This is a genomic window from Polaribacter sp. MED152 (assembly GCF_000152945.2).
Classification (GTDB): Bacteria; Bacteroidota; Bacteroidia; order Flavobacteriales; family Flavobacteriaceae; genus Polaribacter.
In genome coordinates this window covers 382,863-397,930 of record NC_020830.1, presented here as the reverse complement: position 1 = coordinate 397,930, position 15,068 = coordinate 382,863, and the positions used below count along the sequence as shown (strand labels likewise).

Annotated in this window: 14 protein-coding genes; 8 read left to right on the top strand and 6 right to left on the bottom strand. The window is 29.7% G+C overall.

Annotated elements, in window-relative coordinates; genetic code table 11:
- Nucleotides 1-159: 159 nt before the first annotated feature.
- Nucleotides 160-1,710, bottom strand: a complete 1,551-nt coding sequence (locus MED152_RS01830) for a DEAD/DEAH box helicase (RefSeq protein ID WP_015480143.1) — start codon at nt 1,708-1,710, stop codon at nt 160-162.
- Nucleotides 1,711-1,768: 58 nt separating this feature from the next.
- A complete protein-coding gene (gene ytxJ, locus MED152_RS01825; protein ID WP_015480142.1) occupies nt 1,769-2,170 on the bottom strand; it encodes a bacillithiol system redox-active protein YtxJ in 402 nt (133 codons plus the stop codon).
- A 163-nt stretch (nt 2,171-2,333) separates the two neighbouring features.
- Between ytxJ and clpB the strand changes: the two genes are divergently transcribed.
- On the top strand, nt 2,334-4,940 hold the full coding sequence (gene clpB / locus MED152_RS01820) for an ATP-dependent chaperone ClpB (protein ID WP_015480141.1): 2,607 nt from the start codon (nt 2,334-2,336) through the stop codon (nt 4,938-4,940).
- Nucleotides 4,941-5,028: 88 nt separating this feature from the next.
- Complete coding sequence (locus tag MED152_RS01815; protein WP_015480140.1) at nt 5,029-5,526, top strand: histidine phosphatase family protein; 498 nt, start codon at nt 5,029-5,031, stop codon at nt 5,524-5,526.
- Nucleotides 5,527-5,567: 41 nt separating this feature from the next.
- Here MED152_RS01815 and MED152_RS01810 read toward each other — a convergent pair whose 3' ends face one another.
- Complete coding sequence (locus MED152_RS01810) at nt 5,568-6,302, bottom strand: DUF6503 family protein (RefSeq protein ID WP_015480139.1); 735 nt, start codon at nt 6,300-6,302, stop codon at nt 5,568-5,570.
- 105 nt (nt 6,303-6,407) lie between these two features.
- Here MED152_RS01810 and smpB point away from each other — a divergent pair, with 105 nt between their 5' ends.
- The 4 genes from smpB (at nt 6,408) to MED152_RS01790 (ending at nt 9,150) form a co-directional block, all read left to right on the top strand.
- Nucleotides 6,408-6,869, top strand: a complete 462-nt coding sequence (smpB, locus tag MED152_RS01805; protein WP_015480138.1) for an SsrA-binding protein SmpB — start codon at nt 6,408-6,410, stop codon at nt 6,867-6,869.
- Nucleotides 6,862-7,440: a Maf-like protein gene (locus tag MED152_RS01800; protein ID WP_015480137.1), complete on the top strand. Its 579-nt coding sequence runs from the start codon at nt 6,862-6,864 to the stop codon at nt 7,438-7,440. The genes smpB and MED152_RS01800 overlap by 8 nt, the downstream gene beginning before the upstream one ends.
- A gap of 113 nt (nt 7,441-7,553) precedes the next feature.
- The gene (locus MED152_RS01795; RefSeq protein ID WP_015480136.1) at nt 7,554-8,507 is read left to right on the top strand and encodes a transketolase family protein; all 954 of its coding nucleotides are present in this window, start codon (nt 7,554-7,556) and stop codon (nt 8,505-8,507) included.
- Between the two features lie 49 nt (nt 8,508-8,556).
- Nucleotides 8,557-9,150, top strand: a complete 594-nt coding sequence (locus MED152_RS01790; RefSeq protein WP_015480135.1) for a porin family protein — start codon at nt 8,557-8,559, stop codon at nt 9,148-9,150.
- 58 nt (nt 9,151-9,208) lie between these two features.
- Here the strand turns inward: MED152_RS01790 and bcp are convergent, their stop codons facing one another.
- Entirely contained in the window at nt 9,209-9,661 is a 453-nt protein-coding gene (bcp, locus tag MED152_RS01785) for a thioredoxin-dependent thiol peroxidase (RefSeq protein ID WP_015480134.1), read from the bottom strand.
- Nucleotides 9,662-9,785: 124 nt separating this feature from the next.
- On the opposite strand from bcp, the gene nth reads away from it, so the two are divergent.
- Entirely contained in the window at nt 9,786-10,448 is a 663-nt protein-coding gene (nth, locus tag MED152_RS01780) for an endonuclease III (RefSeq protein WP_015480133.1), read from the top strand.
- Nucleotides 10,449-10,480: 32 nt separating this feature from the next.
- Here the strand turns inward: nth and MED152_RS01775 are convergent, their stop codons facing one another.
- Nucleotides 10,481-11,104, bottom strand: coding sequence for an SDR family oxidoreductase (locus MED152_RS01775; protein WP_015480132.1), 624 nt, complete (start codon nt 11,102-11,104; stop codon nt 10,481-10,483).
- A gap of 321 nt (nt 11,105-11,425) precedes the next feature.
- Nucleotides 11,426-12,010 carry an RNA polymerase sigma factor gene (locus tag MED152_RS01770; protein WP_187288769.1) on the bottom strand — a complete coding sequence of 195 codons (585 nt, stop codon included), beginning with the start codon at nt 12,008-12,010 and terminating at the stop codon, nt 11,426-11,428.
- A gap of 218 nt (nt 12,011-12,228) precedes the next feature.
- Here MED152_RS01770 and uvrA point away from each other — a divergent pair, with 218 nt between their 5' ends.
- Nucleotides 12,229-15,021, top strand: coding sequence for an excinuclease ABC subunit UvrA (gene uvrA / locus MED152_RS01765; RefSeq protein ID WP_015480130.1), 2,793 nt, complete (start codon nt 12,229-12,231; stop codon nt 15,019-15,021).
- The last annotated feature ends 47 nt before the right edge of the window (nt 15,022-15,068 follow it).

The window sequence follows — 15,068 nt, the reverse complement described above, 5'->3', positions numbered from 1 at the left end:
TGCGAGGTTTTTTATTTAAAGGTATTTTCTAACTTTAAAGGCTAGAAATAAAATTTGAATAGCAATAGTAAAGAAATAATGTTTGCCATAATTTATTATAGATAAATAGCTCAAAAAAATGGCATAAAAAAAACGCTGAATAATCAGCGTTTATTTATTTTATTCTTCAATTGGTGGATGACCAAAAATCTTTTCATATTCCTCATCAAAATTTTCTCTTAGATAAGAATTTAGCTTTTTCCTGTAATCATCTTTTAACCAAGTTACAAAGTTGTGTGTACTTTTAGAAATACATTTTGCATACCTATTTATTCTATCATCTATCTCCTCTCCTAGCATTTTAGCTAAAATTAATGCATCAAAAACGTCTTCACTATTTTCGATACACATTTTTGCATGATGAGCTATAGATTTCTCTAAAACTCGCTTAGATGATTCTCCAGATCTTATAGTATCAATGTAAACAGCTTTCATATCAAAATAAGTGTCTTCAGATTTTGCAAACTCCTTTTTAACATCAGCAGGTAATTCATATCTAAACGTACTTTCTATTTCTTCATCAGAAAGAATGGCATTTAAATAGTAATCTGGAGCTCTAAACATTTTTTGCCAATCTAAATCAGCTCCCCAAGGTCCAAATCTGTAAAAATTGTTTCCTAAATCTACAACATCAAATGTATTCTTATCACCAAAAATACGCGAACCACGACCAATCATTTGATAATATAATGTTAATGATTTTGTAGCCCTATTTAAAATAATAGCCTCTATACTAGGTTCATCAAAACCTGTTGTTAAGATACTTACAGAGGTAATTATAGCATTTGGTGTTTTATGAAACCATCTAAGAATTAATTCTCTTTCTTTTTTAGTATTAGTATTGTCTAAATGCGCAATTGGGTATCCTGCTTTTTTAAACGCATGAAACACTTGTATAGACGTATTAATACCATTGTTAAATATTAAAGTCTTTTTACCCTTTGCTGTTTCTTCATAAGCAGAAACTAATTTGGTTAACATATCTGTATTGGTATACAAATCTTCAGAAGATTTTACGGTATAATCTCCATTTGCACCAACCTCCAAAGATGTTAATCCTACATTATAAGAGTACATGTTAGCTCTAGCTAAATAACCATTATCTATTAAATCTTGTATAGACTCACCTACAAACAATTCTTGATAGTTCTCGTACATTGGTAATTTAATGTTAGAACTCAAAGGTGTTGCTGTAACTCCCAAGATAAAAGAGTCGTTAAAAAACTTAAATATTTTTGTGAAAGAATTGTAATGCGCCTCATCAACAATTACTAAACCAATATCAGAAATATCTAGTTTTTCATCGTTTAAACGGTTTTTTAAAGTTTCAACCATTGCAACAAAACATTCAAAATCATGCTGATCATCTAGTTTTGCAGTAGAATTGATGATTTTGTTTCGTACACCAAACTCCTTCAACATTCTAGAAGTTTGTTTACTTAATTCAATTCTATGGGTAAGTACTAAAACTTTCTTTTTAAAAGTTTTAATGTAACGTCTTACAATTTCTGAGAAAATTACAGTTTTTCCACCTCCTGTTGGTAATTGATATAATAAATGATAGTCTTTTGGTGCGCTTTCAAATCTTTGAAATATTTCTTGAAGTGCATCTTTTTGATAACCATATAGTTCTTTACCTACAATCTTTTCTGAAGTACTGTTTTCTGCCAAAATTTTAAAAATTTAAGATACAAAAATAAGACTTAATTAAGGTTTAATGCAAGTTTACCTATACAAATTTGGTTAAATCTGTTAAAGTAATGTCATAATGAGAGGCATTAAATACAGAAACTTCATTTTTAACCACAATTAGTTGTGGTGATTGATGCATAACTTGAAACGTATAACCAACTTCATCAGAAATGATTCGATATCTTAATAAATCTAAATAGTAGACCTTCAAATTTTCATGTTCCTCTTTAAAAAGCTTTTCAAATTGCTTAATAACCATACTACTAATTCCACATCTAGTAGAATGCTTAAATATTAAAACTGGTTCTGTTTTAGAAAGGTGCTTAATTTCTTCTAATTGATTCAAATCAGTTAAAGGAATCCAATTTAAATGTGACTTTTTTTCAGGTTTAGAATTACCTTTATCATTACCTCCAAACATATTATTAAATAAACCCATAGCTCGTATTTATAAATTCGAAGCACAAATATACAAAACAAAACCAGTCAAAAAGTCAGTAATAGCAAGCATTTTAAAGACAAAATGACTGTTTTTTCAATCAAATTTATGATGGTACTACTATTGCTATAAACAGTATGAAAATTGAAAATAAAAATTGAAAATGAATTTTAATAATTATACAACAAAATCACAAGAGACCATTCAAATGGCGCAACAAATTGCGCAAGGTTATGGTCATAATCAAATAGAAAATGAGCATATTTTTAAAGCCTTAATTCAGGTAGATGAAAATGTATTACCTTTTCTATTGAAGAAATTGAATATTAATATTGGCTTAATTACACAAATTTTAGATAAGCAATTAGAGAGTTTACCTAAAGTTTCAGGAGCAGAATTAATGTTATCCAGAGAAGCTGGAACTAGTTTAAATGAAGCATCAATCATTGCTAAAAATATGAAAGATGATTATGTTTCTATAGAACACTTAATTTTAGCAATTTTTAAGTCTAAAAGTAAAATTGCCCAGGTTTTAAAAGACCAAGGAGTTCATGAAAAAGATTTAAAAGCAGCCATTGAAGAGTTAAGAAAAGGAGATAATGTGACTTCGCAAAACCAAGAAGAAACTTACAATTCTTTAAATAAATATGCTAAAAATTTGAATCAACTTGCCCAAGAGAACAAGTTAGATCCTGTTATTGGTAGAGATGAAGAAATTAGAAGACTTCTTCAAATTTTATCTCGAAGAACTAAGAATAACCCGATTTTAGTTGGTGAACCAGGTACTGGTAAAACAGCTATTGCAGAAGGTTTAGCTCATAGAATTGTAGATGGTGATGTACCAGAAAACCTAAAAGATAAATTAATTTTTTCTTTAGATATGGGTGCATTAATTGCTGGTGCAAAATACAAAGGTGAATTTGAAGAGCGTTTAAAAGCAGTAATCAAAGAGGTTACTACTTCTGAAGGTGACATTGTTTTATTCATTGATGAAATTCATACTTTAGTTGGTGCTGGAGGTGGACAAGGTGCAATGGATGCCGCAAATATTTTAAAACCAGCTTTAGCTAGAGGAGAATTGCGTGCAATAGGTGCAACTACTTTAGATGAATATCAAAAATATTTTGAAAAAGACAAAGCCTTAGAACGTAGATTTCAAAAAGTACAGGTAAATGAGCCAGATACAGAAAGCGCTATTTCTATTCTTAGAGGAATTAAAGAAAAGTACGAAACACACCATAAAGTTCGTATTAAAGATGAAGCCATTATTGGTGCTGTAGAATTATCTCAAAGATATATTACCAACCGTTTTTTACCAGATAAAGCCATAGATTTAATGGATGAGGCTGCATCAAAATTACGAATGGAAATCAACTCTAAACCAGAAGAATTAGATGTATTAGATAGAAAAGTAATGCAGTTAGAGATAGAGATTGAAGCCATTAAACGTGAAAAAGACGAAGTAAAATTAAATTCTTTACGTTCGGATTTAGCTAATTTAAAAGAAGAACGTAATGAAATTAATGCAAAATGGAAGTCGGAAAAAGAGGTTGTAGATAATATTCAAAATACTAAGGCCGCTATTGAAGATTTTAAATCTGAAGCTGAAAAAGCAGAACGTGAAGGAGATTATGGAAAAGTTGCTGAAATTAGATATGGTAAAATTAAAAAAGCGCAAGAAGATTTAGAAGCTTATCAAAAGGTTTTGCAAGAAAATCAGAATGAAAAATCTTTGATTAAAGAAGAAGTGACTTTAGATGATATTGCAGAGGTTGTAGCAAAATGGACAGGAATTCCTGTTACAAAAATGATACAATCTGAACGCGAAAAGCTTTTGAAATTAGAAGATCAATTACATAAAAGAGTTGTTGGCCAAGAAGAAGCAATTGTGGCCATTTCTGATGCAGTAAGAAGATCTAAAGCAGGCCTACAAAACCCTAACAAACCTATAGGAAGTTTCTTATTCTTGGGTACAACAGGAGTTGGTAAAACTGAGTTAGCAAAAGCTTTAGCTGAATATCTTTTTGATGATGAAAATGCGATGACAAGAATAGATATGAGCGAGTATCAAGAGCGTCATTCTGTGAGTAGATTAGTTGGTGCACCTCCTGGTTATGTTGGTTATGATGAAGGAGGACAATTAACTGAGGCTGTTCGAAGAAAACCATACTCTGTAGTGCTTTTAGATGAAATTGAAAAAGCACATCCAGACACTTTTAATGTACTTCTTCAAGTTTTAGACGAAGGTAGATTAACAGATAATAAAGGTAGAGTTGCAGATTTTAAAAATGCAATAATTATTATGACATCAAATATGGGTAGCCATATTATACAAGAAAAATTCTCTGATCCTAAAGCAGATTTAGATGCTGTAACTGAATTGGCTAAAATTGAAGTTTTAGGTTTATTAAAGAAGTCTGTAAGACCTGAATTTTTAAACAGAATAGATGATGTTATTATGTTCACACCTTTAAATAAAGTTGATATATTTGAAATTGTAAAATTACAAATAGATCAATTAAAGAAGATGATTGGTAAGCAAGAAATTACTTTAGACGCTACAGATGAAGCGATTACATATTTAGCTCAAAAAGGATTTCAACCAGAATTTGGTGCTAGACCTGTAAAAAGAGTTATTCAGAAAGAAGTGTTGAATCAACTTTCTAAAGAAATTTTGGCAGGTAGAATTACAACAGATAGTATTATTTTATTAGATGCTTTTGATGATAAATTAGTTTTTAGAAATCAATCTGATTTAGTTGAAAATTAATAGTGTATTGGATTAGTTCGTAAAAAAGTGATGTTTGAAAAAACATCACTTTTCTTTTTTAAGTATATTAGCAGCAAACCTATCTATTATGAAGAAATTTTTTCTGCTTTTTATATTTTCTTTCACACTATTTTTTAGCTGTACACCAGAAGAAACCACAACTTATTACTTAATTCGTCATTCAGAAAAAGAAAGAATAAATCCTAGAGATAGAAATCCGAACTTAAATATAGAAGGTGAAAAAAGAGCGCAGAATTGGTCTGAGTATTTTAAAGACATAACAATTGATGCTGTCTATTCTACCAATTACAATAGAACCATACAAACTGCTACTCCAACTGCTTTAAGTAAAAATTTAAAGGTAGACACCTATGACCCAAGTAATATGTATGACTCTGTTTTTCAAAAAAACACCAAAGGAAAATCGGTTTTAGTAGTTGGCCATAGTAATACTACACCTGCTTTTGTAAACAAAATTTTAGGCGAAAACAAATATGAAAGTTTATCTGATGATGATAATGCTACGTTATTTATAGTTACCATTAAAGGAGATGATGTAACAAGCGAATCAAAAAAAGTTGAATAATTTTTCAACAAAATAATTTATAAAAAATTGATTTTTAGAGGTTAATAATCAACCTCTATATCTTCAAGTATTATTTCAGATACCTTTTGCAACTCGTTGTTTTCTAGTGAAATATCTAAATCAATTAATTTAGAATCTTTAGCTATTGGTTTGTAATTATAGTAATCTACAAAACGAATTCCTTTAACAGAACATTGTTCTTTTAATACACGAAATCTTTTTCCTCCTCCATTTGTTTCATAGGCATAAGCCAAGTAATCTATCAGAAAATTCTCTTGGTTTATCCAATAGATAAAAACATCATTAAAGTCTTCTCCTCCTCCATTTTCATCAAAAGTAATTTCTATTTTATAATAAGAAATACCTTTAACCGTTCTAGAAGGTAATAACCTTTTGTATACTGCTTTATCATTTAAACCAAAAGGTAAAACAGAAAAGTAATGAACAGAATTTATAGAGTTACTATAACTTGTTATCATAGAATCTACAACCCTTACAGGTTTTTTATTGATTAACCTTTCGTAGGCAGTATTAGAAATAGACTCATCTATTTCTAACGAATCTTGTTTAAAACTTCTGTACAGTTTAAAAATTCCGTTTTTACGAACTGCCCTGTATTTCTTATCTCTAAAACGAAAAGATATTTCAGAGTTAGCAACCTTATCAGCTCCAGAAGCTATGATACTTTTATCAATAATTTCTTGAGCAGATAACTCCACTTTTTCAGATTTACAAGACACCAAGAAAACGATAAAAAGAACAGATAAAAAACGCATGAAATTAATTTCTTATGAAAATTAGTACTTATGAAACGTCAAATTTACATTTCTTTCTCTAATCTAATAATGTATCTTTGTATAAATTAAAAAGTAGATTTAGAATTGCAGAAAAAAATAAACATTCAGAATAAAAAAGCACGTTTCGAATTTGAAATTTTAGACAAATATGTTGCTGGAATTCAATTAACTGGAACAGAAATTAAATCAATAAGACAAAGTCAGGCCAGAATTACTGAAAGTTTTTGTGAATTTAATGAACGTGGAGAATTGTTTATTGTAAATATGTATATCAAAGAATATATGTATGGTAATCACTTTAATCACAAACCAAAAAGCGAAAGACGTTTACTTTTAAACAAGCGTGAATTAAAAAGTTTAAAAAAGGATGTTGAAGCTAAAGGAAATACAATAGTACCCTTAAAACTGTTTATAAATGATAGAGGGTTTGCAAAGCTAGAAATAGCACTTGCAAAAGGTAAACAAACCCATGATAAGCGAAATGTTATTAAAGATAGAGATAACAAAAGAGATTTAGCAAGAATTAAGAAAAGCTTCAATGCTTAGAGAAAAACTTCAAAATTACAACATCATTTTAGCTTCAGGCTCACCTAGAAGACAGCAGTTTTTTAAGGATTTAGATATCGATTTTAAGATTGACTTGAAACCTGTGGATGAAGTTTATCCTTTAGAATTAAAAGGTTCAGAAATAACAGATTACTTAGCAGATTTAAAATCTAAAGCTTTTGCAGCATTAAATGAAAATGATGTTTTAATTACTTCTGATACTATAGTTTGGTTAAATGAGAAAGCATTAGGAAAACCAAAAAATGAGGATGACGCTTTTCACATGCTTAAAGAGTTATCAAACACCACACATGAAGTTATTACCTCTATTAGCATCAAAACAAAAAAGAGTCAGAAAATTATAAACGATATAACCACAGTTACTTTCAAGACTCTTTCTGATGACGAAATTAATTACTACATAAAAAACTACAAACCTTTTGATAAAGCAGGTGCTTATGGTATCCAAGAATGGATAGGTTTTATAGGAATTGACAAAATTGAAGGAAGTTATTTTAATGTAGTTGGTTTGCCTGTTCATAAATTGTATGATGAATTAATGAAGCTGTAATTTAAACTTCCTCACAAACTGTTAAAAAGTCTTCTTTCTTATCTTTAAAATAACAAGTCTAAAGAAAAATAAAAGTTTATTTTTACCAAAATTTTTACAACAATATATTTATAATGAAAAAATATACATACACAGAAAAAAAAGATACACGTTCAGGCTTTGGAGATGGTCTAACTGAGTTAGGTAGAACAAATCCAAACGTAGTTGCTTTATGTGCAGATTTAATTGGTTCTTTAAAGATGGATCAATTTATTAAAGAAAATCCAGAACGTTTTTTTCAAGTAGGTATTGCAGAAGCAAACATGATTGGTATTGCTGCTGGTTTAACTATAGGTGGTAAAATACCATTTACAGGTACATTTGCTAACTTTTCTACTGGTAGAGTTTATGATCAAATAAGACAATCTGTTGCTTATTCTGGTAAAAATGTAAAAGTCTGTGCATCTCATGCAGGAGTTACTTTAGGTGAAGATGGTGCTACACACCAAATATTAGAAGATATTGGTTTAATGAAAATGTTACCAGGAATGACAGTAATTAATCCTTGTGATTACAACCAAACCAAAGCTGCTACATTAGCAATTGCTGATTTTGAAGGGCCTGTTTACTTGCGTTTTGGAAGACCAAAAGTGCCTGTATTTATGCCTGAAGATGCAAAATTTGAAATAGGTAAAGGTATTCAGTTAACTGAAGGTACAGACGTAACCATTGTTGCAACTGGCCATTTAGTGTGGGAATCTTTACAGGCAGCAGAACAATTAGAAGCAGATGGAATATCTGCAGAAGTTATTAACATACACACAATTAAACCTTTAGACGAAGAAATTATTTTGAAATCTATTGCTAAAACTGGTTGTATTGTAACTGCAGAAGAGCATAACAAACTAGGAGGTTTGGGTGAAAGTGTTGCAAGAACATTAGCTTTAAACACACCTACTCCTCAAGAATTTGTAGCAACAAATGATACATTTGGTGAATCTGGAACACCTGCTCAATTAATGGCTAAATACGGTTTAGATGCAGCTGCAGTAGTAAAAGCTGTTAAAAAAGTAATTTCTAGAAAATAAATACGTTTATTATAAAGATTTATTCAATTAATAACTAAATAAATATATTATGAAAAAAGTAATTTTAGTAGTTTTTTTAGCTTTAGGGTTAAGTCAAGTTTCTAATGCTCAAATTAATTTTGGTATTAAAGGAGGTATCAACTACAATAACAATGGAGAAGACTCTTTTAAAAATGCAACCAATGATATAGCTGATGGAGCTAGTGCTAAAACAGGTTTTCATGCAGGGGTTTGGTTTAGAGGTAATTTACCAATACTAGGGCTATACTTAAGACCAGAATTAGTGTATACTCAGGTCAAAACTGAATTTGAAGAACAAAGCCAAACAAACGAATATTCTTTTAAGAAATTAGACGTACCTGTGCTCTTAGGTAAAAAGTTCTTAGGCTTTGCACATGTTTTTGCAGGACCATCTTTTCAATACATTTTAGATGATTCTTTAGACTTCGGAAATTTATCTACAGATGAGTTTGATAAGTTTACTGTTGGTTTACAATTTGGTGCTGGTGTAGAATTTGGAAATCTAGGTGTGGATGTTCGTTGGGAAAGAGGATTATCTGAATCTGAAGCAAGATTTGCAAACAGTTCAAGAATAGACAATAGAGTTAATCAAATTATATTTGGTTTATCACTTAAATTATAATCAATTTAAAATTGATAAAAAAAAGAGGAAGCTAATTGCTTCCTCTTTTTTTTGTAGCTTATCCAAGTATTTGCTCTGAATGCGCTTTAGTTTTTACTTTAGAAATAACTTCTTCTATTTTACCCTCTTCGTCTATAATAAAAGTGGTTCTATGAATTCCATCATACTCTCTACCCATAAATTTTTTAGGGCCCCAGACACCGAATGCATTTATTACAGATTTATCTTCATCAGCCAATAAAGGAAATTTTAATTCATTCTTATTGATGAAATTCTGTTGTCTTTTGGCAGAATCTGCACTTACACCTAAAACATCATAACCCTTACTTAAAAAGGTTTCATAATTATCACTTAGATTACAAGCTTCTGCAGTACAACCAGGGGTACTCGCTTTTGGATAAAAGAAAAGTACCAATTTTTTACCTGCATAATCAGCTAATTTAATTGTATTTCCTTCTTGATCTTTTGCTTCAAATTTAGGAGCTTTATCCCCTACTTTTAATGATGTCATTACTTTTGTTTTAGCATTAATAAAGTGGAAAGTTATAAAGTAAAATCGATACTAAAAACTTTTTACTTTGCAACTTATAAATCTTTAGAAACTTTTAACTTTACACTTTATCAAATAACCATGTATGACTAAATCAGAAAAAGTAAATTTTGTAATTGAAACCTTACAAAATTTGTATCCTGAAATTCCAGTTCCTTTAGACCATAAAGATCCTTACACTTTATTAATTGCAGTTTTACTTTCTGCACAATGTACAGATGTAAGGGTAAATAAAGTTACTCCGTTTTTATTTGAAAAGGCAGATAACCCTTTTGATATGGTTAAAATGACCCAAGAACAAATAAAAGAAATTATTAGACCTTGTGGTTTGTCTCCAATGAAATCTAAAGGGATTTATGGCTTATCTAAAATTTTGATAGAAAAATATAATGGTGAAGTTCCAAAATCTTTTGAAGGTTTAGAGGAATTACCTGCAGTTGGTCATAAAACTGCAAGTGTTGTTATGAGTCAGGCTTTTGGTGTGCCCGCTTTTCCTGTAGATACTCATATTCATCGATTAATGTACAGATGGAATTTATCTAATGGTAAAAACGTAAACCAAACAGAAAAAGATGCGAAACGCCTTTTTCCGAAAGAATTATGGAATGATTTGCACTTACAAATTATTTGGTATGGTAGAGATTACTCTCCTGCTCGTGGTTGGAATTTAGACAATGATATTATCACTAAAACCATAGGTAGAAAAACAGTTTTAAATGAATATTATAAAACAAAAAAAACACCTTAACAGGTGTTTTTTGTTTTATAAAAAGACAGTAATTAATTAGGTATTGCTTTACCAATTAAAGTTTCTCCTTTAATAATTTCGAAAGTTTCATTGACTTCTGCAGAATCATGCAATACTCTAACTAAAGTTTGAGCAACATCTTCTCTACTAATTTCTCCTTGTTTGTTTAATTTTCTTTCCAATTCAATTTTTCCTGAACCTTTGTCGTCTGTCAATGATCCTGGTCTTACAATTGAATAAGATAAATTACTACTTTTTAAATATTCATCTGCATTGTGTTTAGCTTTTAAATATTCTTGTAATTCTTCTGCTTCTTCAGGGTTATCTGCTCCCATAGAACTCAACATTACAAACTTTTTAATATTTTCTTTTTCTGATTCTTTAATCAATTTTTTAGCTCCATTTTCATCTACTTCCTTAACTTTTTTTCCACCAGAACCAGCTGCAAAAATAACTTTATCGATATTTTTTACTGTATGAGAGACATCTTTCTCTAAATCTCCAAGTACAGTTTTAATATTTCTGTTCTTAAATTGTGCTTCTTGCTCTTCTTTTCTAACCATTGCTACTGGTGTAAAATATTGTGAAGATTCTAAAAGTGTTACTATTTTTTTTCCTGTGGTACCATTGGCACCTGCTACTAATACATTTTCCATATTGTAAAATTATGAAGTATTAGTTGTTGTTATTGACTCATTTCATTTATAGTTTGATTGAAATGATAAAATTATAAGACGTAAAAAAAGCCCCAACAATGTTGAAGCTTTTTCCACTCTTAATTCAAATTCAATTCAATGAAGTCTTTTGATTTGGTTTTTACAATTGTTAGCGATTTGGAAAAATTAATCAAAAATTGAACTGTTTCTTGTTTAGGTTGCATCTGTAAATCAGATGGCTTACTAGAGTAAAGTTGCATCATATATTTTATTTAGTCTCTTGGTTATAAAACTATTAACGATGCTTTTTTACATATATTGTTAATTCACTAAAATAATTTTATGTTTTTCAATTAACTTACGCATATTAATTAATGCATAACGCATTCTACCCAGTGCTGTGTTGATACTAACACCTGTATTTTCACTTATTTCTTTAAAGCTCATGTCTTTATACATGCGCATTACAAGTACTTCTTTCTGCTCTTCTGGTAACTCGCTTACAAGTTCTCTTACATCAGAAAAAATTTGTTCTTGTATCAATTGTTTTTCGGCATTTAAATTTCCATCACCCAAAACAGAAAAAATATCAAACTCATCTGTATTCTTAAAAGATGGCATTCTGTTAGATTTTCTAAAATGATCAATCACTAAATTATGAGCAATTCGCATTACCCAAGGCAAAAATTTACCTTCTTCATTATAATTGCCCTTTTTTAAAGTTCTAATTACTTTAATAAACGTGTCTTGAAAAACATCTTCTGTAATATCTCTATCTTGTACTTTACTATAGATAAAGCTAAATAACCTTTGTTGATGTCTGTTGATAAGAATTCCTAAAGAAGCTTCATTACCTTTTATATAATCGCTTACTAAAGTACTGTCGGAAATTTTGTTTTTTCGCACCATAACTACTTTTTTAGATGAACAAGTGGTTCATCAAAACATTATTTTGTTAATAATTTTAAAAGTAGTTTTTAACTATATGCGTCTAATTTTGTGAATATTAAGTTCGTAAATATAAAATTTATTTTCTATTTACCAAACAAATTAGCAAACACAATGCCAATCTTTTTTAGTTTCTTTAAAATAAGTGGTATTTTTATAGTTTATTATTATACTGAATGAAGACTGATATTTCTACTGTAAATCCGAAAGAAAATATAATTATTAAAGGTGCAAAACTGCACAACTTAAAAAATATTGATGTTGTAATACCAAGAAACAAACTTGTTGTAATTACAGGTTTATCTGGCTCAGGTAAATCATCTTTAGCTTTCGACACTTTATATGCAGAAGGTCAAAGAAGATATGTAGAGAGTTTAAGTTCTTATGCTCGTCAATTTTTAGGAAAACTAGACAAACCTAAAGTAGATTATATAAAAGGTATTGCACCAGCAATTGCAATTGAGCAAAAGGTGAATTCTACCAACCCAAGATCTACAGTAGGTACTTCAACCGAAATTTACGATTACATAAAATTATTATATGCAAGAATAGGAAAGACCTACTCTCCTATTTCTGGTAATGAAGTAAAAAAGGATACAGTAACAGATGTTGTAAAATTTATTCAAAAAATTGAAGTTGGTACAAAACTTTTATTGCTTGCTCCAATTGAAATAAATGAAAATAGAGATCTTAAAACTGTATTACAAGTTTTAAAACAACAAGGTTATGCGCGTTTAAAATGGAATGACACAGTACATCGAATTTCTGAGTTTCCTCAAGAAAAGTATAATAATGAATCAATATTCTTGGTAGTTGATAGAATTGTAACTAAGGATGATGAGGATTTTTATAACAGATTAGCAGATGCCATACAAACTGCATTTTTTGAAGGAAGTGGAATTTGTTTCATCGAAAACTTAGAGAATAAAAAAATTACTGAATTTAGTAATAAATTTGAATTAGATGGTATTTCTTTTCTAGAACCAAATACACATTTATTTAGTTTTAACAATCCATATGGTGCTTGCCCAACTTGCGAAGGTTATGGAAATGTAATTGGTATAGATGAAGATTTAGTAATACCAAATACTGGCTTATCTATTTTTGATGATGCTATTTTTCCTTTTAGAACTCCTTCTTATGTTCATTATAAAGAAGATTTAATTTCTGTTGCATATAAATTTGATATTCCTGTTCATAAACCATGGTTTCAATTAACAGAAAAACAAAAAGAATTGGTTTGGAATGGTAATAGATCTTTTAACGGAATTCATCATTTCTTTTCAGTATTAGAAGAAAAAAGCTACAAGATTCAAAACAGAGTAATGCTCTCACGTTATCGAGGTAAAACGAAATGTACAACTTGTAGTGGTAAACGTTTAAGAAAAGAGGCAGATTACGTTAGGATAAATGAAAACACCATTTCTGATTTGGTTTCATTGCCTTTAGATGAATTAGCTGTGTTTTTCAAGAATCTTAAACTCGATAAATATCAAGAAAAAATTGGTAAGCGTTTATTAACTGAAATAAATAATAGGCTAAAATTTTTAACGGATGTTGGGTTATCTTACTTAACCATAAACAGAACATCTAATACACTTTCTGGTGGTGAAAGTCAGCGAATAAATTTAGCAACATCATTAGGAAGTTCACTAGTGGGCTCTATGTATATTTTAGATGAACCTAGTATTGGTTTGCATCCAAAAGACACAGAACGTTTAATTGGCGTTTTAAAAAACTTAAGAGATTTAGGAAATACTGTAGTGGTTGTAGAACATGATGAAGATATCATGAAAGAAGCAGATTACATTATAGATATTGGCCCTGAAGCAGGTACTTTTGGAGGAAATGTAGTAGCTGAAGGATCTTTTAGCGAAATTTTACAATCTAAATCTTTAACTGCTCAATATTTAAACGAAGACTTAAAAATTGAAGTCCCTACAAAACGTAGAACATCAAAACACAAAATACAAATTAAAGGAGCAAGAGAACACAATCTTAAAAATGTTGATGTAACTTTTCCCTTAAATAGCTTGGCTGTAATAACTGGAGTTTCTGGTTCTGGAAAAAGTACGTTGGTTAAAAAGATTTTATATCCTGCAATGCAGAAAAAACTAGTTGGTTATGGAGATAAAATTGGGCAGCATACAGAAATTACTGGCGATTTTGACACTTTAAAAAATATTGAGTTTATAGACCAAAATCCTATTGGGCGTTCATCAAGGTCTAATCCTGTTACCTATATTAAGGCTTATGATGATATTAGAGCGCTTTTTGCAAATCAGAAATTATCTAAAATTAGAAATTTTAAGCCCAAACATTTTTCTTTTAATGTAGAAGGTGGTCGTTGTGAAACCTGCAAAGGTGAGGGTGAAGTTACTATTGAAATGCAATTTATGGCAGATGTTCATTTAGAATGTGATGTTTGTAATGGCAAACGCTTTAAAAAAGATGTTTTAGAAGTTACTTTTGATAATAAATCTATAGATGACATCTTAAATTTAACCATAGATGATGCTGTAGCCTTCTTTACCGAAAACTTAGTACCCAAAATTGCTAAAAAACTTAAACCCTTGCAAGACGTAGGTTTAGGCTATGTAACTTTAGGGCAATCTAGCTCTACACTTTCTGGAGGAGAAGCACAAAGAATAAAATTAGCATCATTTTTAGTAAAAGGTACTACAAAAGACAAAGCATTGTTTATCTTTGATGAACCCACAACAGGTTTACATTTTCACGACATTAAAAAATTATTAAAATCTTTTAATGCACTTATAGAAAAAGGTCATTCAATTATTGTTATTGAGCACAACATAGAATTAATTAAGTGTGCAGACTATATTATTGATCTTGGTTTAGAAGGTGGCAAAAATGGTGGCGAACTTATTTTTGAAGGAACTCCTGAAAAATTAGCCACAAATAAAAAATCTTATACAGCAAAATATCTGGCTGAAAAATTGGATTTTTAATTGAACTGATAGCTTGTTTTTTACATACTATGCCCCTGAATAAATTA

Excerpts from the sequence above, each read along its gene's own strand:
- ytxJ (WP_015480142.1), bottom strand. The coding sequence starts at position 2,170 with ATGGGTTTATTTAATAATATGTTTGGAGGTAATGATAAAGGTAATTCT.
- clpB (WP_015480141.1), top strand. The coding sequence starts at position 2,334 with ATGAATTTTAATAATTATACAACAAAATCACAAGAGACCATTCAAATG.
- MED152_RS01815 (WP_015480140.1), top strand. The coding sequence starts at position 5,029 with ATGAAGAAATTTTTTCTGCTTTTTATATTTTCTTTCACACTATTTTTT.
- MED152_RS01810 (WP_015480139.1), bottom strand. The coding sequence starts at position 6,302 with ATGCGTTTTTTATCTGTTCTTTTTATCGTTTTCTTGGTGTCTTGTAAA.
- MED152_RS01800 (WP_015480137.1), top strand. The coding sequence starts at position 6,862 with ATGCTTAGAGAAAAACTTCAAAATTACAACATCATTTTAGCTTCAGGC.
- MED152_RS01795 (WP_015480136.1), top strand. The coding sequence starts at position 7,554 with ATGAAAAAATATACATACACAGAAAAAAAAGATACACGTTCAGGCTTT.
- MED152_RS01790 (WP_015480135.1), top strand. The coding sequence starts at position 8,557 with ATGAAAAAAGTAATTTTAGTAGTTTTTTTAGCTTTAGGGTTAAGTCAA.
- bcp (WP_015480134.1), bottom strand. The coding sequence starts at position 9,661 with ATGACATCATTAAAAGTAGGGGATAAAGCTCCTAAATTTGAAGCAAAA.
- nth (WP_015480133.1), top strand. The coding sequence starts at position 9,786 with ATGACTAAATCAGAAAAAGTAAATTTTGTAATTGAAACCTTACAAAAT.
- MED152_RS01775 (WP_015480132.1), bottom strand. The coding sequence starts at position 11,104 with ATGGAAAATGTATTAGTAGCAGGTGCCAATGGTACCACAGGAAAAAAA.
- uvrA (WP_015480130.1), top strand. The coding sequence starts at position 12,229 with ATGAAGACTGATATTTCTACTGTAAATCCGAAAGAAAATATAATTATT.